General features: G+C 68.7%; 15 protein-coding genes and 3 tRNA genes. 8 read left to right on the top strand and 10 right to left on the bottom strand.

Annotated features, from left to right (window positions below):
- Positions 1-5: 5 nt before the first annotated feature.
- On the bottom strand, positions 6-563 hold the full coding sequence (locus tag AOP78_RS13395; RefSeq protein WP_062205788.1) for a TetR/AcrR family transcriptional regulator: 558 nt from the start codon (positions 561-563) through the stop codon (positions 6-8).
- A 147-nt stretch (positions 564-710) separates the two neighbouring features.
- On the opposite strand from AOP78_RS13395, the gene AOP78_RS13390 reads away from it, so the two are divergent.
- On the top strand, positions 711-3,092 hold the full coding sequence (locus tag AOP78_RS13390; RefSeq protein WP_062205787.1) for a beta-glucosidase: 2,382 nt from the start codon (positions 711-713) through the stop codon (positions 3,090-3,092).
- 53 nt (positions 3,093-3,145) lie between these two features.
- Positions 3,146-3,766, top strand: coding sequence for an SIMPL domain-containing protein (locus AOP78_RS13385; RefSeq protein WP_062205784.1), 621 nt, complete (start codon positions 3,146-3,148; stop codon positions 3,764-3,766).
- Positions 3,767-4,247: 481 nt separating this feature from the next.
- On the opposite strand, the gene AOP78_RS13380 is transcribed toward AOP78_RS13385, so the two are convergent.
- From AOP78_RS13380 to AOP78_RS13350, 7 genes are all read right to left on the bottom strand, one after another.
- Positions 4,248-4,736 carry a beta-class carbonic anhydrase gene (locus tag AOP78_RS13380; RefSeq protein WP_062205775.1) on the bottom strand — a complete coding sequence of 163 codons (489 nt, stop codon included), beginning with the start codon at positions 4,734-4,736 and terminating at the stop codon, positions 4,248-4,250.
- Between the two features lie 324 nt (positions 4,737-5,060).
- Positions 5,061-6,290 carry a multiple monosaccharide ABC transporter permease gene (gene mmsB / locus AOP78_RS13375; RefSeq protein WP_062205772.1) on the bottom strand — a complete coding sequence of 410 codons (1,230 nt, stop codon included), beginning with the start codon at positions 6,288-6,290 and terminating at the stop codon, positions 5,061-5,063.
- Positions 6,291-7,865 carry a multiple monosaccharide ABC transporter ATP-binding protein gene (gene mmsA / locus AOP78_RS13370; protein WP_062205769.1) on the bottom strand — a complete coding sequence of 525 codons (1,575 nt, stop codon included), beginning with the start codon at positions 7,863-7,865 and terminating at the stop codon, positions 6,291-6,293.
- A gap of 104 nt (positions 7,866-7,969) precedes the next feature.
- The gene (gene chvE / locus AOP78_RS13365) at positions 7,970-9,142 is read right to left on the bottom strand and encodes a multiple monosaccharide ABC transporter substrate-binding protein (protein ID WP_062205766.1); all 1,173 of its coding nucleotides are present in this window, start codon (positions 9,140-9,142) and stop codon (positions 7,970-7,972) included.
- A gap of 161 nt (positions 9,143-9,303) precedes the next feature.
- Complete coding sequence (gene araA, locus AOP78_RS13360) at positions 9,304-10,809, bottom strand: L-arabinose isomerase (RefSeq protein WP_062205763.1); 1,506 nt, start codon at positions 10,807-10,809, stop codon at positions 9,304-9,306.
- Positions 10,806-11,519 (bottom strand): L-ribulose-5-phosphate 4-epimerase, encoded by a 714-nt coding sequence (locus AOP78_RS13355; protein ID WP_062205760.1) that lies wholly within the window; start codon positions 11,517-11,519, stop codon positions 10,806-10,808. Before AOP78_RS13355 ends, araA begins: the two co-directional genes overlap by 4 nt.
- 123 nt (positions 11,520-11,642) lie before the next feature.
- Entirely contained in the window at positions 11,643-12,623 is a 981-nt protein-coding gene (locus tag AOP78_RS13350) for a LacI family DNA-binding transcriptional regulator (protein ID WP_160297646.1), read from the bottom strand.
- A gap of 271 nt (positions 12,624-12,894) precedes the next feature.
- Between AOP78_RS13350 and galK the strand changes: the two genes are divergently transcribed.
- The 3 genes from galK to AOP78_RS13335 all read left to right on the top strand — a co-directional run bounded on the left by galK (position 12,895) and on the right by AOP78_RS13335 (position 16,611).
- Positions 12,895-14,073: a galactokinase gene (gene galK, locus AOP78_RS13345; RefSeq protein ID WP_083980184.1), complete on the top strand. Its 1,179-nt coding sequence runs from the start codon at positions 12,895-12,897 to the stop codon at positions 14,071-14,073.
- Between the two features lie 109 nt (positions 14,074-14,182).
- A complete protein-coding gene (galE, locus tag AOP78_RS13340) occupies positions 14,183-15,157 on the top strand; it encodes a UDP-glucose 4-epimerase GalE (RefSeq protein WP_062205755.1) in 975 nt (324 codons plus the stop codon).
- A gap of 98 nt (positions 15,158-15,255) precedes the next feature.
- Positions 15,256-16,611 carry a uracil-xanthine permease family protein gene (locus AOP78_RS13335; RefSeq protein ID WP_062205751.1) on the top strand — a complete coding sequence of 452 codons (1,356 nt, stop codon included), beginning with the start codon at positions 15,256-15,258 and terminating at the stop codon, positions 16,609-16,611.
- A gap of 56 nt (positions 16,612-16,667) precedes the next feature.
- Here the strand turns inward: AOP78_RS13335 and AOP78_RS13330 are convergent, their stop codons facing one another.
- Both AOP78_RS13330 and AOP78_RS13325 read right to left on the bottom strand, forming a co-directional pair.
- Complete coding sequence (locus AOP78_RS13330) at positions 16,668-17,906, bottom strand: glycoside hydrolase family 1 protein (protein ID WP_062205748.1); 1,239 nt, start codon at positions 17,904-17,906, stop codon at positions 16,668-16,670.
- 94 nt (positions 17,907-18,000) lie between these two features.
- Positions 18,001-18,351, bottom strand: a complete 351-nt coding sequence (locus AOP78_RS13325) for a metallopeptidase family protein (protein WP_062205745.1) — start codon at positions 18,349-18,351, stop codon at positions 18,001-18,003.
- A gap of 70 nt (positions 18,352-18,421) precedes the next feature.
- Here AOP78_RS13325 and AOP78_RS13320 point away from each other — a divergent pair.
- From AOP78_RS13320 to AOP78_RS13310, 3 genes are all read left to right on the top strand, one after another.
- Positions 18,422-18,494 (top strand) — tRNA-Glu (locus tag AOP78_RS13320).
- A gap of 64 nt (positions 18,495-18,558) precedes the next feature.
- Positions 18,559-18,632, top strand: a tRNA-Asp gene (locus AOP78_RS13315).
- A gap of 61 nt (positions 18,633-18,693) precedes the next feature.
- Positions 18,694-18,766, top strand: a tRNA-Phe gene (locus AOP78_RS13310).
- The last annotated feature ends 739 nt before the right edge of the window (positions 18,767-19,505 follow it).

Here is a 19,505-nt window from a genome sequence, read left to right as displayed (position 1 = left end):
GCCCGTCAGCCCTCGCTCGGCAGCAGGGCGTCGGCGGCCGCCGACCACTGGCCACGCAGGTCGAAGCCGGGGTCGGCCAGGTACTGGAGCTGCAGCCCGTCGATCGCGGCCATGCATCGTCGGGCCACGCCCGCCGCGTCGGGGACCTGCTCGTCGAACAGCGCCTCGAAGCGCGCGGCATCGCGGGCGTAGCGCTCGACGAACCACCGGTGGCCCGGATGCGTGGGGTCGAGCGCCGCGGCCTGCACCGCGACGAACAGCCGTGCGGCCTCGGGCCTCGCGATGATGCCCTCGATCATCTGGTCGAACACCGCCCGCGGTGTGAGGCGGCCCTCGAGCCGCTCCTCCCCTTCGGCCTCGTCCCGCTCGTCGCGGCGCTCGACCACGGCGACGAGGAGGTGGTCGAGCGTCGGGAAGTGATGGATGAGGCCCGGCGCGGTCATGCCGCACGCGCGGGCGACCGCGCGCAGCGTGAGGCCGCGGTGGCCGTCGGCGTCGAGGACCCGCATCGCGGTGTCGAGGATGCGTGCGCGGCGCACCGCCGGTGTCAGTCGCTCGCTCATGCGGCCCCCTTCCGTGCGGTCTCAGATCTCGGGCCGCACGGTCCGGCGTCCCGAGCGGCAGGGGTCCGACTCAGGACCACCCTGGCTTTATCTAACATTGTCAGATAGCGTGTGGGCAACCCCAGGCTCACCCCCAGAAGGACGGCGATGACCCACCTCGACCGCGCGCACGAGCTCGTCGCGCAGCTCACGACCGACCAGAAGATCAGCCTGCTGTCGGGCGCCGACTTCTGGACCACCGTCGCGATTCCGGAGCACGGCGTCCCGTCCGCGTCGCTGTCCGATGGCCCCCACGGGCTGCGCCACCAGAGCGCGGACGCCGACCATGTCGGCATCGGGTCGTCGGACCCGTCGACCTGCTTCCCCACCGCCTCGGCGCTCGGCGCGACGTGGGACCCCGACCTGGTCGCGGAGGTCGGCGCCGCACTCGGTCGCGAGGCACGCGGGCTCGGCGTCGACGTCGTCCTCGGGCCCGGGCTCAACATCAAGCGCCACCCGGCGGGCGGCCGCAGCTTCGAGTACCTCTCGGAGGACCCCCTGGTCTCAGGCCGGATGGCGGCCGCGCTCGTGAACGGCATCCAGTCGGAGGGCGTCGGCGCGTGCCTCAAGCACTTCGCCGCGAACAGCCAGGAACGCGACCGCATGCGCGCCGACTCGGTCATCGACGAGCGCACGCTTCGGGAGATCTACCTCACGGGCTTCGAGATCGCCGTGAAGGAGTCGAGCCCGCGCACCGTGATGTGCTCGTACAACAAGGTCAACGGCACCCACGCGAGCCAGCATCGTCGCCTGCTGACCGACGTCCTGCGCGACGAGTGGGGCTTCGACGGGCTCGTGATGTCGGACTGGTTCGCCGTGGCCGACCGCGCGGCGGGCGTCCACGCGGGGCTCGACCTCGAGATGCCCGGTTCGAAGGGCGCGTGGGACGGGCAGGTCAGGAAGGCGCTCGCGTCGGGCTCGCTCGCGATGGACGATGTGGACGTCGCCGCCGCGCGCGTCGCCGCCTTGGCGCTTGAGGCGGAGGACGAGCGCGAGGCCCACCGGGACGGTGCGCCGGTCGACCTCGACGCGCACCACGCACTCGCGCGCCGGGCGGCCGCGGCGGGCTCGGTGCTGCTGAGCAACGACGGGATCCTTCCCCTCGCGACGGACCGGTCGATCGCGCTCATCGGCGCCTTCGCGACCGCGCCCCGCTATCAGGGGGCCGGCTCGTCGCAGGTGAACCCGACCCGCATCGACACCGCGTACAGCGCCCTCCACGACCGCCTCGGGGACGGCTTCGCGTACGCGCCTGGCTACGACCCGCGCACGGGAGAGACGGACGATGCGATGATCGCCGAGGCGCGCCACGCCGCCTCGTCCGCGGACACCGTCGTGCTGATGCTCGGACTGCCCGGCTCGTACGAGGCCGAGGGCTACGACCGCGAGCATCTGCGCCTGCCCGACGGTCACACGCGGCTGCTCGAGGAGGTGCTCGATGCCAACCCGAGCACCGTCGTCGTCCTGGCGACCGGGGCGCCCGTCGAGCTGCCCTGGGCGGCGAGGGCGCGCGCCGTGCTGCTGTCCTACCTGGGCGGGCAGGCGTCGGGGTCGGCGCTCGTCGACGTGCTGCTCGGCGAGGTCGAGCCCGGCGGCCGGCTCGCGGAGTCGTTCCCCGTGCTGGGCGTCGACCTGCCCTCGCACGGCACGTTCGCGAACCACCCCACGCAGGCGATCTACCGCGAGAACCTCTACGTCGGCTACCGCTTCCACGACACGTGGGGCGTGCCCGCACGCTTCGCGTTCGGCCACGGGCTCGGCTACACGACCTTCGAGGTCGGCAACGCGAAGACGACCGGCCGCGGCGCCAAGCGCACGGTGACGGTCGACGTGACGAACACCGGCGACCGGCGCGGCTCGACCGTGGTCCAGGCGTACGTGCACGACGTCGCGGCCTCCGTGCATCGTCCCGAGCAGGAGCTCGGCGCTTGGGCGAAGGTGACGCTCGAGCCCGGGGAGACCGCGTCGGTGGCGCTGTCGCTCGACGAGCGCGCGTTCGCGTTCTACGACGTCGCGTCGTCCTCGTGGACCGTCGAGGCCGGCGAGTTCGAGCTGCGCGTCGGGCTGTCCTCGGTGGACATCCGCGCGACCGCGACCGTGCGCGTCTCGGCCGGCGACGAGGTCTCCGCCGTGCCGGCCCCCGCCGGCCCCGTCGCCTCGGACGCCGAGCTGTCGGCGCTGCTCGGCCACCCGGTGCCCGCGGCCGCGCCGACGCTGCCCTTCTCCCGCGAGACGACGGTGCGCGAGCTCAAGGCCAGCGGCCTCGGACGGGTGCTGCGCGGCCTGGTGAGGAAGGTCAGCGAGAAGGAGATGGGCGCCGCGACCGCGGACGACCCCGTCGCGGAGAGCTTCTACGAGTCGACTCCGATGCGCGTCCTCGCGATGGGCTCGGACGGCCGGGTGTCGCTCGCGACGATCGATCGCATCCTCGACGCGCTGAACGTCACCACTGCCAAGGCTCGCAGGTCCAGGCGCGGCCAACGGCCCTGATACCGGGGAGTGCACGCCGCGCGCGTCGGCGCGCTCCGACCTAGGCTGGCGCTATGACCGACGCGCAGGCCACCGTCACCGTGACCGGGCGCGGCCAGGCGTGCGCGGCGGCGGACTCCGCCACCGTGCGGCTGTCCTGCCACGCGGAGAGGCACACGGTCGCCGATGCCGTCGCGGACGCGAACGCCGCCGTCCGCCTCGTGAGGGCCGCCGTCAGTCACCTGGGCGTGGAGACCGACAGGTCGGCGACGGCTGGGGTCCAGATCAAGGCCGTCGAGGGACGCGGCAGGGTCGGCCAGGAGACCACGGTCGTGGGCTACTCCGCGGTGCACCGGCTCGCGATCGAGGTGGCGGACCTTCAGCGGCTCGGCGAGACCCTCGCGGCGGCGGTGGCCGCCGCCGGGGACTCCGCGCGCCTGGATGGGGTGATGCTGTCGCTCGCCGATCCCAGCGAGCTGCGGGCCCGCGCCAGGGACGATGCGTGGGCCGACGCGGTGCGGGCGGGCACCCAGCTGGCGGAGAGGTCGGCGCGGCGGCTCGGCACCGTGCTCAGGATCGTGGAGGAGCCGGATGGGCCCCTCGGCCGACCGGCGCTGCGTGCGGCGAGCATGCCCGTCGAGCCCGGCGGGGTCGAGGCCCAGTCGCTGGTGACCGTGACCTGGGAGCTCGTCTGAGCATCGTCCGGGGGGGTGAGACCGGGCCTGGACTGCTGCTGCCCTCGCCAGAGGGGATGTCAGCGGTGCGGGCCCCTCAGCGTGCCCGCACCGCCGACAAGGCTTGTGCGATGCGGACCCCGGGGCTCCGGAAGGAGGGGGATGGTGCCCCTGGGGTCCGCATCGCTAGGGATGCGCCGAGGCACGCCATCGATTGCCTCGGAGCGAGCCGAAGAAGCTCCCAAGCGCGGCGTTGGCGCGAAGGGGGGGGTCTGTTGCCCGCCAGCTGCCTGGGAGATTCTCCGACTGGGCGATCAGATCGCCCACGAACAACATTATCTATTTTGATAAGGAATAGTTGGGACAGAGGTCCCTCTCAGCGAACTCTGAGAATCCCGCACCCCATCCCTCGCCCAGGCGCCTGGTTGTCGGGGCCCGCGCTGAGACGACGAAGGCCCCGGAGCACATGCTCCGAGGCCGACCGTCGCATCGTCCGCGCGCTCTACACGACCTCGCGCAGCGCCCCCGTGTGCACGTCGAACACGAAGCCGCGCACCTGTGTGGTGTCCACCAGGAACGGGCTGCGGCGCAGGCGCTCCATCGACTGGCGCAGGTCGGCGTCGAGGTCCTTGAAGCTCTCGGGGCTCCAGCTCGGCTTGAGGCCCGTCTCCTCGAGCAGCTGGTTGCGCAGCTCGTCGTCGGTGAACGTGAGCGCTCCACAGTCGGTGTGGTGGATGAGGATGATCTCGCGCGTGCCGAGCTTGCGCTGGGAGATGGTCAGCGAGCGGATCATGTCGTCGGTGACGACGCCGCCCGCGTTTCGCATGATGTGAGCGTCACCGATCTCGAGACCCAGCAGGGCGAAGATGTCGAGGCGCGAGTCCATGCAGGACACGACCGCGAGCTGTCGCGCGGGCGCGAGCGGCCGGTCGGGCGTGTAGGCGGCGGCGTAGGCCTTGTTGTTCTCGAGCAGCTCGTCGGTGATTCCCATCGGACCCTCCCAGGTACCAGCCGCGCCGACCGCGGCGATGTCAACTGTCCTCAGCGTAGGCGAGGCCGAGCGCATTCCCGGCCCGCAGGGCCTTCGCCCGGCCGCCGCGGACACTTTCTGACACATCGCGCTGCGGCGGTGCGGCGCGTCCCGCCAGACACCCCGAGCTCGAGCCGCGAGTTGTGTCAGAGAGCGTCCGCACAGGGCACGCGAAAGCCGACTCAGCATGGGAGCAGCGGGGCCCGCGGGGATCCAGGCAGTCGCCTGGAGACGCCGAAGGGGCCCCGCGGAATCCGCGGGGCCCCCAGGGCTGTGCAAGAGTGCTTAGCGCGACGCTCCCGCGCGGCGCTTGTTGTAGACGTCGAAGGCGACAGCGAGCAGAAGCACGAGGCCCTTGACGATGTTCTGGAGCGACTGGTCGTAGCCCAGCAGCTGCATGCCGTTGGTCATCGTGGCCATGATCAGACCACCGATGATGGCGCCGGTCACCTTGCCGACACCACCGGTGACGGCGGCACCACCGATGAACGACGCGGCGATCGCGTCGAGCTCGAACATGTTTCCGGCCGCGGGCTGGGCACCGTTCGAACGGGCTCCGAAGATGACGCCCGCCACACCGGCGAGGAAGCCCATGTTGAGCATGATGCCGAAGTTGACCCACTTGACCTTCACACCGGACAGGGTCGCGGCGGTCAGGTTTCCACCGATCGCGTAGACGTTGCGACCGAACACGGTGCGGGTCGTGACCAGCGTGTAGATGATGACCAGGATCGTCAGGATGATCAGCACGTTCGGAAGACCGCGGTTGTTGGCCATGAGCCAGGCGATCCACATGACGACCGCAGCGACTGCCACGAGCTTGACGATGAACAGCGGCATCGCGGCCACGTGCTGGTGGTAGCGCGCGGCGGCCGCACGCTGACGGAACTGCGAGAAGATGTAGGCGGCGACCGCGAGGCCGAACACGACGAGCGTGAACACGTCGTACCCGTTGCCTCCGAGCAGCCCGTTCTGGAAGCCCATCGCGATGCTCGCGTACTCCGAGGGGAACGGCGACAGCGAGATGTTGTCCAGCGTCAGATACGTGGCGCCTCGGAAGATGAGCATGCCCGCCAGGGTGGTGATGAACGCCGGGATGCCGACGAACGCCACCCAGAAGCCCTGCCACGCTCCCGCAAGGATGCCGACGCCGATCGCGGCGATCACGCCGACCCACCAGGGCTGTCCGCCCTTGATGACGATCACGGCGGAGACCGCTCCGGAGAACGCCACCACCGATCCGACCGACAGGTCGATGTGTCCGCCGATGATGACGATCACCATGCCGATGGCTAGCACCAGGATGTAGGAGTACTGCAGGATGATGTTGGTGACGTTCTGCCCCATGAGGAGCTTGCCGTCGGTCAGGATCGTGAAGAGGACGATGATCGCGACGAAGGCGATGAAGATGCCGGACTGGCGGATGTTCGAGGTGAGCGCCGCGCGGATGGTCGCGCCGATCGAGTCGGCCCCATCCTCGGACGACTTCTTCGGCGCCGTTGCAGTGGTGGACATTTACTTGCCTTCCCCAGCGGAGGCCGTCGCCGGCTTCGCAGTTCGTTCTTGAGTCATCAGTTTCATGAGCGCCTCGGGGGTCGCGTCATCGATGCCCAGCTGGCCGGTGACGCGCCCGAAGGCGAGGGTGAAGATGCGGTCGCACGTACCGAGGAGCTCCGGCAGCTCGGACGAGATGATGATCACGCCCTTGCCCTCGGCCGCGAGCTTGTTGATGATCGTGTAGATCTCGTACTTCGCTCCGACGTCGATGCCGCGCGTGGGCTCGTCGAGGATGACGATGTCAGCATCGGTGTACATCCACTTGGAAAGCACGACCTTCTGCTGGTTTCCACCAGAGAGGTTGCCGGCCTTCTGGAGCACGGACGGCGTCTTGATGTTCATCGCGACGCGGTACTCCTGAGCGACCTTCAGCTCCTCGTTCGTGTCGATCCAGCCGTTCTTCGTCAGCTTCTTGATGCCTGCGGACGAGATGTTGTGGCGGATGTCGTCGATGAGGTTGAGGCCGTAGCGCTTGCGGTCCTCGGTCGCGTACGCGATGCCGTTCTGGATGCACTCCGCGACGGACCGGGTGTGGATCTCCTGGCCGTTCTTGAAGACCTTGCCGGTGGCGTGGCGGCCGTAGGTGCGCCCGAAGACGCTCATGGCCATCTCGGTTCGTCCGGCGCCCATGAGCCCGGCGATGCCGACGACCTCGCCCGCCTTCACGTCGAACGAGGCGTCCTCGATTACGAGACGTCCGGGCTGCGTCGGGTGGTGCACCGTCCAGTCCTCGACGCGGAAGAGCTCCTCGCCGATGCTGCGCCCGGTCTTGGGCGGGTAGCGGTTCTCGAGCTCTCGGCCGACCATGCCGCGGATGATGCGGTCCTGGGTCGACTCGGGCTCGGACATGTCGAGCGTCTCGATCGTCTGGCCGTCACGGATGATCGTCGTGGTGTCGGCGACGTACTCGATCTCGTTGAGCTTGTGGGAGATCATGATCGAGGTGATGCCCTGCTCGTCGCGCAGGCGCTTCATGAGGTCCAGCAGGTGCTGGGAGTCGGAGTCGTTGAGCGCCGCGGTCGGCTCGTCGAGGATCAGCAGCGACACGTCCTTGGACAGCGCCTTGGCGATCTCGATGAGCTGCTGCTTGCCCACGCCCAGCTGGCTGACCATGGTGGTCGGGTTCTCGTCAAGACCCACCTGGCGCATGAGCTCGACGGCCTGCGTGTTCGCGGTGTTCCAGTCGATGAGGCCCAGGCTGTTCTTGCGCTCGTTGCCGAGGAAGATGTTCTCGGCGACGGTGAGCTGCGGGACCAGCGCGAGCTCCTGGTGGATGATCACGACTCCCGCGTGCTCGGAGTCCTTGATCGAGTGAAAGCGGGCCACGTCGCCCTGATAGACGATGTCACCTTCATACGTGCCGAACGGGTAGACGCCCGAGAGCACCTTCATGAGCGTGGACTTGCCGGCGCCGTTCTCGCCGCAGATCGCGTGGATCTCGCCCTTCGCGACTCGGAGCTCGACGTCCTCCAACGCCTTCACTCCGGGGAAGGTCTTTGTGATCGAGCGCATCTCGAGGATGTTCTCAGCCATCGTTCCTCTCCATTGATGAGATGACTTGTTCCCCATCGGGGGCTCGTGGCGCCGGCTCCGGTGGAACCGGCGCCACGAGCAAGGGGTTGTGCGTGAGGTGCTGCTTACTCGGCGACGCCGGAAGCAACCTCCTCCTCGGTCCAGTAACCGCTGTCGACCAGCAGCTCCTGGATGTTGTCCGCGTAGATGATGTCGGACTCGAGCAGGTACGACGGCACGACCTTCACGCCGTTGTCGTAGGTCTCGGTGTCGTTCGCCTCAGGGTCCTCACCGCTCAGGATCGACTGCGCGGCGGTGACGGCCTGGGCCGCCAGCTTGCGGGTGTCCTTGAAGATGGTGGAGAACTGGACGTCGTCCGCGATCAGCTTGACGGAGGCGATCTCCGCGTCCTGGCCGGTCACGATCGGGAAACCGTCAGCGGTCGTGCCCGAGTAGCCGTTGTTCTGGAGCGCGGTGATGATGCCTCGCGACAGACCGTCGTAGGGCGACAGGACGCCGTCGACCTTGGTGTCACCGGTGTAGGTGGAGGTCAGCAGGTTGTCCATGCGCTCCTGCGCCTTCTCCTGCAGCCAGCGCGTGATCGCGACGGTGTTGAAGTCGGTCTGGCCCGACGCGACGACGAGCGTGCCGTTGTCGATGTAGGGCTGGAGCGTGTCCATCGCGCCGTTGAAGAAGAACGTCGCGTTGTTGTCGTCGGGCGAACCGGCGAACAGCTCGATGTTGAACGGACCGGTCGCGTCGCCCTCGGAACCGTCCTCGTTGAGGATGCCGAGTCCGACGAGCAGCGACGTGGCCTGCTGCACACCGACGGTGTAGTTGTCGAACGTCACGTAGAAGTCGACGGCATCGGTGTCGTTGATCAGGCGGTCGTACGCGATGACCGGGATGCCTTCAGCGGCGGCGGCCTCGAGCTGCGACGCGAGGGCGGTGCCATCGATCGCAGCGACGATCAGCAGGTCGGCACCGTTGGTCACCATCTGCTCGATCTGCTGGGTCTGGGTCGGGATGTCGTCGTTGCCGAACTGCAGGTCGACCTCGTAGCCGAGCTCCTCGAGCTGGGACTGCACGGCCTCGCCGTCAGCGATCCAGCGCTCCGAGGTCTGCGTCGGCATCGCGACGCCCACGCGGTAGGTCTCACCGCTGGCAGCGGTGTCGCTCGAGTCGGTCGATGCGCTTGCGTCGTCCGACGACGATCCGGCTCCCCCGCCGCTGCACGCTGCGAGGGTCAGAGCCATCGCCGCACCAGCAGCCGCAGCATAGAACTGCTTCGCCTTCATATCTCCTCCTTGAGATCCACCCTGCGCCACTCTGCGCAGGAACGGTGGTACTGCAATTGTGTTCGCGTTCACATTCGGCCGTCAAGCCGGTCAGGTCACGATCGCGTAACTCCCGTCACGCGCCCGCCGATACCGGAATGACTAGCCGTTTACCAGGTATTTCAGTTCGCGAAGACCTTGGCGTTGAGTGCCAGGTCCCTGGTGAAGGACTCGATGGTCGTGTCCTCGGTGATCGTCGCCAGCTCGACGCCCGTCATGCGCGCGAAGTCCTTCCAGCACGCGAGCGAGGTCTGGTTCGACATGACCGTGTGGTGCGCCGCGCCGGCCTCGAGCCAGCACGTCGTCGCGGTCGCGAAGTCCGGGCGCGAACGCCAGACGGCACGACCCACGGGCAGGTTCGGCATCGGCTCGGGGAGGTCGACGTTGTCGACCTCGGCAGCCACGAGGCGGAAGCGGTTGCGCACGTCCGACATCGCGACGACGACCGCGGGGCCGGCGTCGGCGGTGAAGACCAGGCGGACCGGGTCCTCCTTGCCGCCGATCCCGAGCGGGTGCACCTCGAGGCTCGCCTTCTTGGACGACAGCGACGGCGACACCTCGAGCATGTGGGCGCCGAGCGACAGCTCCTCGCCCACTGCCAGGTGGTACGTGTAGTCCTCCATGAGGCTCGCGCCACCGGGCTTGCCTGCACCCATCACCGCGGCGATGTGCACGAGCATCGAGGTCTTCCAGTCGCCCTCGGCGCCGAAGCCGTAGCCGTCGGCCATGAGACGCTGGACCGCGAGGCCGGGGAGCTGCTTGAGCTCGCCGAGGTCCTCGAACGTGTCGGTGAAGGCGGAGAAGCCGCCCTCCTCGAGGAACGAGCGCAGGCCGATCTCGACCGCCGCGCCGTAGCGGAGCGACTCGTGCTTCTCGCCGCCCGGCTTGAGCGAGTCGACCACGTCGTACAGGTCGAGGTACTCGGCGACGAGCGCGTCGATCTGCTCGTCCGTGGCAGCGTTCACACGCTCGACGAGCTCGTTGACACCCCAGGTGTTGATCTGGGTGCCGAACACGGTCTCGGCCTCGGTCTTGTCACCCTCGGTGACGCCGACGTAGCGCATGTTGTCGCCGAAGCGGGCGACCTTCATGTTGTAGGCGGCGGCGCGGCCGGCGCACGCGCGGGTCCACTCGCCGATGCGGGCGGAGACCTCGGGGTTCGAGGCGTGGCCCACGACGGTCGTGCGCGGGATCGCGAGGCGCGACTCGATGTAGCCGAACTCGCGGTCGCCGTGCGCGGCCTGGTTGAGGTTCATGAAGTCGAAGTCGATCTTGTCCCAGGGGAGCTCGACGTTGGCCTGCGTGTGCAGGTGCAGCATCGGCTTCTGGAGGGCGTTGAGGCCCGAGATCCACATCTTCGACGGGGAGAAGGTGTGCATCCAGGTGATGATGCCGATGACCTTCGGGTCCGCGTTGGCTGCCATGATGGTGTCGAGGATCTCGTCGCGGCTCTTCACGACGGGCTTCCACACGACGGTCGCGGGCACGTCGCCCGAGGACTTCAGGAGCTCGACGACGCCCTGCGACTGCTCGGCGACCTGCTCGAGCACCTCGGGGCCGTACAGCGTCTGGGATCCGGTGAGGAACCAGACCTCGTACTCGGCGAGATTCGGGACGATCGAGGTCATGCCATGCCTCCCTGCGGCTTCTGTCCGTAGACGTTCTGGTAGCGGTCGAAAAGGGCGTCGATCTTGTCCTGGGGGATCGGGACGAGGTCACCGCCCTGCTTCGCGATGTGGGTGGTGCGAGCCACGTCCTCGCACATGACGGCGGCCTTGACGGCGTCCTTGGCGTCCTTGCCGATGGTGAAGACACCGTGGTTGGCCATGAGCACCGCGCGGGAGCGGTGCCCGTCGAGCGTGGCCACGATGCCGCGGCCGATGGAGTCGTCGCCGATGATGGCGAACGGACCCACGGGGATCTCGCCGCCGAACTCGTCGGCCATGCCCGTGATGTGGCACGGGATCGCCTCGTTGCGCGCCGCCCAGGCGGTCGCGTAGGTCGAGTGCGTGTGGACGACGCCGCCGACGTGCGGCATGTTCCGATACACGTAGGCGTGCGCGGCCGTGTCGGAGCTCGGCGAGCGGTCGGATCCGAGCGTGCCCGGGATCACGTTGCCGTCGAGGTCGCAGACGACCATGTTCTCGGGTGCCAGGTCCGGGTACATGACGCCGGACGGCTTGATCACGAACAGGTCGTGACCGGGCACCCGCCCCGAGACGTTGCCGCCGGTCCAGATGACCAGCTCGTACGCGGGGAGAAGTGCGTGCAGGTCGCTGACCTGCTTCCTGAGGTCGGCGACCGCCGCCTCGATGGCGGCGATGTCGTACTCGCTCATGGGATGGCCTCCTTGCCTTCTGGGATAGATGATAACGCTAACATTCGGGGCCAGCGCCCGGGACCGAGGTCCCGATCGCGAAAACTGATCCGCGGGGCGCCCGGCCACCAGATAGACGGTAGTTCACCACGAGCGCTTCCGCTCACCCGGTGGTCCTACGGAGTCGCGCTCGACGAGGATCGGCATCAACGGCTCGACGTCCGGCGGCTCGCGCCCCTCGAGCGCCGCCGTGAGAAGCGCGACCGCGAGGGTTCCGACCTCGCGGAAGCTCTGCCGCACCGTCGTAAGCGGCGGGAGCGTGTGCGCCGCCTCGGGGATGTCGTCGAAGCCCACCACGCTGAGGTCGTCGGGCACCCATCGCCCGCCGACCGACGCGGCATGCATGAGTCCGATCGCCATCTGGTCGTTCGCGCAGAACACCGCCGTCGCACGCGGATCCAGCCTGACGTACGCGTCGAAGCCCGACTGAGGGCTCCAGTCGCCCTCGAGGATCGGCAGCCGCGCGAGGGAGTTCTGCGCCATGAAGCGCGAGTACGCGTCCGAGCGCAGCTGCGCCTCGGTGGAGTCGAGCGGACCGCGCACGTGCTGGATGGCCGTATGCCCCGCCGCGAGCAGTGCCTGGAGCGCCATCTCGGCCCCCTTCGACTGGTCGGCGGAGACGGACCAGCGCCCCCGCTCGTCACCCGTGAGCAGGTACGCCGTCGGAACCTCGACCCCCATGCGGTCGTGCACCTCGAGCACCGAGCGGGACGGCGCCATGATCACGAGCGCCTCGACCGCGCGCCCGTACATGAACTCGAGGGCGCTCTCGACGGATTCCGGCAGGCCGGACGTCGTCGTGATGAGGGGCTGAAGTCCGGCCTCGCGCACCGCGTGCTCGACCGCGAACAGGCTCGAGGTGGCTCCGTACGTCGGGTTGTCGGGCGAGAGCACGCCGACCACGCCCGTGCGCCCTGTCGCGAGCGACCGCGCCGCGAGGTTGCGTCGATAGCCGAGCCTCTCGATCGCCTCGAGCACCCTGTCGCGCGTCTCGGGACGGATCCCTTCGAAGCCGTTGAGGACTCGCGACACCGTCTGATGGGACACGCCAGCGAGCGCAGCCACGTCGTGCATGCTCGGACCGCGGGCTCCTCGGCCCATCGCCACCTCCTTGGGACGGATCGGCTGCGCCGTGCAGCCTTCGCGTCCGGCAGGAAGGCCGTCTGACGAGAAACACGCCCATGCGACACTGCCTGAGCGGGGACCAAGTACCCTCGTAGCGGAGCCGACTCCGCCGGACGATGTTCACGGTAACATCCGACCGGCCGGGTTGGACACACGATCAGGTGAGACCGTCACCTAATCGAGACATCGACTTGTGAACGAGGCACGAACCATGGGCAACGACGCTCCCGCAACCGACATGGCGACCGAGGCCGCGGCCGCCCTCACGGCTCTCAACGGGAAGCCCGCGGACGGGGTCTGGTCGGCCCCCGGCCGAGTGAACCTCATCGGCGAGCACACCGACTACAACGACGGCTTCGTCCTCCCCTTCGGCATCGAGCAGCGCACCTGGTGCGCGCTGTCCCACCGTGACGACCGCATCGTCCGTGTGTACTCCACGTTCTCCGGCGAGGCGCGCGAGGTCCCGCTCGACGGGATCGAGGACGCGACGTTCGACGGCTGGAGCGCCTACGTGTTCGGAGTGATCTGGGCGCTCACCGAGCGCGGCGTCGACCTCGCGGACAAGGCTGGCGTGGACCTGGCCATCGCGTCGAACGTGCCGTCGGGCGCGGGCCTGTCCAGCTCGGCCGCCATCGAGTGCTCGGTCGCGACCGCGCTCAACGAGGTCTGGGACCTGGGGCTCGACTCCGCGGCGCTCGCCAAGGTGTGCCAGCGCGCGGAGAACGTCGCGGTCGGCGCGCCCACGGGCATCCTCGATCAGACCGCGTCGCTGCGCGCGCTCGAAGGATTCGCCGTGTTCCTCGACTGCGAGAGCCTCGAGTCGGAGACCATCCCGCTGCCCCTCGCCGACGAGGGCCTCACGGTGCTCGTCATGAACACCCACGTGGAGCACGCGCACGCGACCGGCGGCTACGGCGAGCGCCGCGCGGCCTGCGAGCGCGGCGCCGAGGTCATGGGCGTGACGACGCTGCGCGGCCTCACCGTCGCGGACCTGCCCAAGGCCCAGGAGCTCCTGGACGACGTCACCTACCGCCGCGTCAAGCACGTCGTGACCGAGAACGACCGCGTGCTCGAGACCGTCGCGACCCTGCGTGGGAAGGGCGCTCGCGCGATCGGCGACCTGCTGCTCGCCTCGCACGCGTCGATGCGCGACGACTTCGAGATCTCGGTGCCCGAGCTCGACCTCGCGGTCGAGACCGCGATGGCGCACGGCGCGATCGGCGCGCGCATGACCGGCGGCGGCTTCGGCGGCTCCGCGATCGCGCTGATCCCTGTCGAGCGCCGGGACGAGGCGGCCGAGGCAGTTCTCACGGCCTTCGCTGCGGCCGGCTACACGACCCCGACCGTCTTCACCGAGAAGCCCTCGCAGGGACCGCGCCGCGACGTCTGACGAACCAGGGCTGGGGAGATCGGCGCGGTCGCGCCGCAGCCGTCTAGGCTGTCCCCGGCGGGCGCCCAGCGCCCGGACGATGCGGTTGCACGACGATGGAGGAGAGACGATGAGCTGGCTGGTCACCGGAGGCGCGGGGTACATCGGATCGCATGTGGTGCGGGCGCTCGCGAGCGCGGGCATCGCCCCCGTCGTCCTGGACGATCTGTCCACCGGGCTCGACAAGTTCATCCCTGCGGACGTGCCGTTCGTGCGCGCGTCGATCCTCGACCACGGCGACGTGGTCGCCGCCCTGCGCGACTATGACGTCACAGGCGTCATCCACTGCGCGGGCTACAAGTACGCGGGCGAGTCGGTGAAGTACCCGCTGCACACCTACGAGCAGAACGTCGAGGGAACGCGCGTCCTGCTTGCCGCGATGGCCGAGGCGGGTGTGACCAAGCTCGTGTTCTCTTCATCGGCGGGCGTGTACGGCACCCCGCGGACCGCCGTCGTGACCGAGGAGACCGACACCTTCCCCGAGTCCCCGTACGGCGAGACCAAGCTCGTCGGCGAGTGGCTGATCCGTGACCAGGTGCGCGCGACCGCTGAGTCTGAGGCTCCGCTCAAGGCCACGTCGCTGCGCTACTTCAACGTCGTCGGATCCGCGCACATGGACGTGTGGGACGCCTCGCCCCACAACCTGCTGCCCAAGGTGTTCGCGCGCATCGTCGACGGCCAGTCCCCCGTGATCGCCGGCACCGACTACCCAACCCCGGACGGAACTTGCGTGCGCGACTACGTGCATGTCCAGGACCTCGCGCTCGCGCACATCGCGGCAGCCGAGGCGCTCGATGCGGGCAAGGAGCTCGAGCAGATCTACAACCTGGGCTCGGGCGACGGCAGCTCCGTGCGAGAGATCATGGAGGCGATCGTCAAGGCGACGGGCACGGACCTCCCGATCGAGGAGGGCCCGCGTCGTCCCGGCGACGCAGCGTCGATCGTCGCCAAGGGCGAGCTCGCCGCGCGCGACCTGGGCTGGAAGATGCGCTACTCGGTCGACGAGATGGTCGCGAGCCTCTGGGCCGCGCACCCCAAGGCCTGATCCACCCGCTGCCGTCTCCGCGTGCGACCGCACCCAGGCGGCGCTAGATTGCGGCGGGACGCGCATCGTCGCGCGCCGCCACGAAGGAGAACCCAGGCATGAGCATGTTCAGCTGGACGCTGCACGGGGATGGAAGGACGATCGCGCCAGGCGTGGCCGTCGCCCCCGACGAGCGCCTCACCTACCCCCGCACCATCGGCATCGGGATGCAGCACGTGCTCGCCATGATGGGCTCGACGCTGCTGGTCCCGGCCCTCACCGGCATGCCCGCGTCGACCACGATGTTCTTCTCCGCGATCGGCACGGCGCTGTTCCTCACGGTGACCCGCAACCGCGTGCCGTCGTACCTGGGATCGAGCTTCGCGTTCATCGCGCCGCTCGCCGCGGCGGGCGTGACTTCCGCCAACGGCCCGCTCGACGGCGAGACGATCGCCAAGGGCCTCGGCGGCATCCTGCTCGCGGGCCTTCTGATGTCGCTCGTCGGCCTGATCGTGATGCGCTTCGGCGCGGGCTGGATCGAGAAGTCGATGCCCCCGGTCGTGACCGGCGCGATCGTCGCGCTCATCGGCCTCAACCTCGCGGGCGCGGCCTGGAACCAGTGGAGCGTCAGCCCTTGGACGGCGCTCATCACCCTGTCGGCGACGCTCATCGCGATGGTCGCGTTCAAGGGCTTCCTCAGCCGCATCGCGATCCTGTTCGGCGGCGTCGTCGGCGCGATCTTCGCGGCACTGCGCGGCGAGTGGACCGCGCCGCTCGAGGCGTGGGACGGCGCCACCGCGGTCGAGCACATCGGCGACGCCGCCTGGTTCGGCATCCCGAAGTTCCACACCCCGACGTTCGACACGAGCGTCCTCATGGCCTTCGTGCCCGTCGTCCTCATCCTGGTCGCCGAGAACATCGGCCACCTGAAGTCCGTGTCCGCGATGACGGACCGGAACCTGGACCCCGAGACCGGCCGCGCGCTGCTGGCCGACGGTCTCGCCACGACCGTCGCGGGCCTCGGCGGCGGTTCCGGCACCACCACGTACGCGGAGAACATCGGCGTGATGGCCGCGACCCGCGTGTACTCGACCCTCGCCTACTGGGCGGCCGCCGCGTTCGCGCTGCTGCTGAGCGTCGTGCCGAAGTTCGGCGCGATGGTCGAGGTCATCCCCCAGGGCATCCTGGGCGGCCTGTCGACGCTGCTGTTCGGCCTCATCGCGATCCTTGGCGCGCGCATCTGGATCGAGGCGAAGGTCGACTTCACGAAACCGGTGAACCTGGTCACCGCGGCCGTCGCACTGATCGTCGGCACCGCCGACTTCACGGCGCACGCAGGGACGATGCTGTTCAACGGCATCGCGCTCGGCTCGCTCGCCGCGCTCGTGATCTACCACGGCCTGGGCTGGATCGCCCGCCGTCGCGGTATCGCGGACGAGGCGACGCACGGCACGCCGGTGGACACGGAGGCCTGACCCTCGCGCCGCCCCAGACGGGACGATGCTGGGGCTGGGACGATGCGGCCGTCGCCTCAGTTCCTTGACGCCCAGGCGACCTCGGCGAGCCAGCGGCCCGACGGCTTGAGCGTGCGGTCGAAGCTGAGCGGGTCGACCGAGGCGAGCCCGAACGTCGGCCGGTAGCCCTCGGCCCACTCGAAGTTGTCGAGCAGGCTCCACGCGAAGAAGCCGCGCACGTCGATCCCGTCGTTGATCGCCTCCCGCAGCGAGGCGAGGGATCCCTCGTAGTACTCGATGCGCTCCGCATCGTCGTTGGTGGCGATGCCGTTCTCGGTGACGATGACCGGCACCTGGGCGACCGCGTGCGCGTGGCGCACCGAGCGCCCGAGCGCCTCCGGCGCGAAGCGCCAGCCCATCTGCGTGACCCGCTCGCCATCGGGGACCGGCAGGTGACGACCCTCGGGGTCCATGTGCTCGGTCGTGTAGGTCTGCACGCCCACGTAGTCGTCGCCCTGGGCGGCCTCGAGGTAGACGCCGACCCATGTCCTGGTGCGGTCCGCGGCGGCGCTTCCCTCCGGAAGCTCGTCGTAGCGCAGGCCGGGACTGCCGAGCACGCCGTCGAGGTGCGTCACCTGGTCAGGCATCGCGAGCGTGAGCCCCACGGGGAAGTCACCCTGGCAGGCCTTGAGGATGTCGCGCGCCTTGAGGTGTGCGGCGACGAAGTTGTCGGTCGTCTTCTGCACGCCCGGCCGTCCCGCGCTGATGCCGGGCGCGAAGCCGCCCTCCGCGTAGCCCATGCCGGCAACGACGTTGGGCTCGTTGAACGTCGCGGCGATGTCGATGTGGTCCGCGAGGTGCTGGCCCGCGATGTCGACGTAGCGCGCGAAGAGGTCGACGATCTCGGGATTCATCCAGCCCTCACGCTCGGCCGTCCACTGCGGCGACGTGAAGTGGTGGAACGTCACCGACGTCTTGAGGCCCATCTCCTGGGCCGTCGCGAGCACCCGCCGATAGTGCTCGAGCGCCGCGAGCGAGAACTCGCCGTCGGCGGGCTCGATGCGCGCCCACTCGATGCTCATCCGATAGCAGTCGAGGCCCATCTCCTTGACGAGCTCCAGGTCGTCGCTCCACCGGTGCCAGGAGTCGCACGCGTCGCCGCTGGACTCCTTCGCAGGGGTGCCTGGACGATGCTCGAAGGCCCACCAGTCGCTGTTCGTGTTGCCGCCCTCGATCTGGTGGGCGGCCGTTGCCGCTCCCCACAGCCAGCCCTCGGGGACCGGCCCGAACTCGAAGAACTCCTCAGACTCGGACATGGCCTGCTCCCTTGCTCGGCGCTCCCCCGCGGGTACGTCCTCAGCCTAGGTCGGGCTCGCGGCCGGTCCCAGTCGGGCGCTGCGCTTGCGGGGGTCAGTCCCAGCCGAGCTCGTGCAAGCGGTCGTCGTCGATGCCGAAATGGTGGGCGATCTCGTGGACGACCGTGACCGCGACCTCCTCGCGAACGTGCTCGGCGTCCTCGCAGTAGCGCAGCGTCGGGTTCTTGTAGATGAGGATGCGATCGGGCAACTCTCCGTAGCCGGTGTTGCCGCGCTCGGTGAGGGCGATGCCGTCATAGAGGCCAAGAAGGTCGGGGTCGTCGCCTTCGGGCTCGTCCTCGATGAGGATGACGACATTGTCGATCAGGTCGAACAGCTCGTCCGGCACCGCGTCGAGGCCGTCCTCGACCGCCTTCTCGAACTCCTCGTCGCTCATGGTGATCATGGCGACATGGTCGCACGCACCGGTATGATGTCGGGGTTGCTCAGGCCGCCTCAGGGCGTCCAGGGACGACGCCCTCATCGTCTAGTGGCCTAGGACACCGCCCTTTCACGGCGGCAGCACGGGTTCGAATCCCGTTGGGGGTACGAAGCACTCTCCGGAATGGTCTACACTAGTCGTCGCGCCCATTTCGGTGGGAGCACCAAGCAAGGCCCTGTAGCGCAGTTGGTTAGCGCGCCGCCCTGTCACGGCGGAGGTCGCGGGTTCAAGTCCCGTCAGGGTCGCGGAAGCGACAGCCCCTTCTCGTAAGGGGTTTTCGTTCACCACGGGGGTTCACGCCCCCGAGGCTCTGTAGCTCAGTTGGTAGAGCGTTCGACTGAAAATCGAAAGGTCACCGGATCGACGCCGGTCGGAGCCACGAAACCCCTGCTACAGCGGGGGTTTTTCGTTTTTCCGGCTTGACTGTTTGACTCTCGACTGAAAATTCCTGCGGCCCGAACGGCGCCGCGGACGGTCGCGCGGCCGCCCTCAGAGGCACCCCGCCACGGACTCTACATATTCTCTGTTTTGTCGGCGTCCGAGTGAAGTGGACACCGGCAGCGAGCGCCGGCCTCGTGCGTCACGGGCCGACCGTAGATCCGATCCTCGCGTGCTGGCGACTCGGTCGGGTGGAGTCAGATCGGGATTCAAGAGCCATGGACGACAGAGTTCGCTGAGCTACGACGTCGCATGTAGACCCAAGCACTCTTCGAAGTCCCGAGATGAGGCCTGCCGCGCTCTCGCTGAGAACCGATATATCCCAAGATTCGGAATCACGACCGAAGACTGCGGAAGGACAATCTCCGCGCCTGTCACACCGACACGGACAGAACTCACGTCAGCGACGGGAAACTCCCGACGACCGACAGTCGCTCGGTACGTCGCCACGCCGTCGGCGACAATCAAACGTCGCCTTTGAGAGCGCCACGCGAAGACACCTAGCAGCAACGCAGGAATCGCCAGCGCTGGCCACTCGAACACGGCGATCACAAACATGCCTAGGAGCACTGGGCCAGGAAGTACGACCCAATACAGCACCCGGTTCCATGGTTCGAATCCGAGCACGCCCTCCTGAAGTTTCCTCAACTCGTCCCCCCTTGGAAAATCCTCAGCGCCTT

The sequence above is a fragment of the Demequina salsinemoris genome, from assembly GCF_000974805.1.
GTDB lineage: Bacteria > Actinomycetota > Actinomycetes > Actinomycetales > Demequinaceae > Demequina > Demequina salsinemoris.
This window is presented reverse-complemented; position numbering and strand designations above follow the sequence as displayed.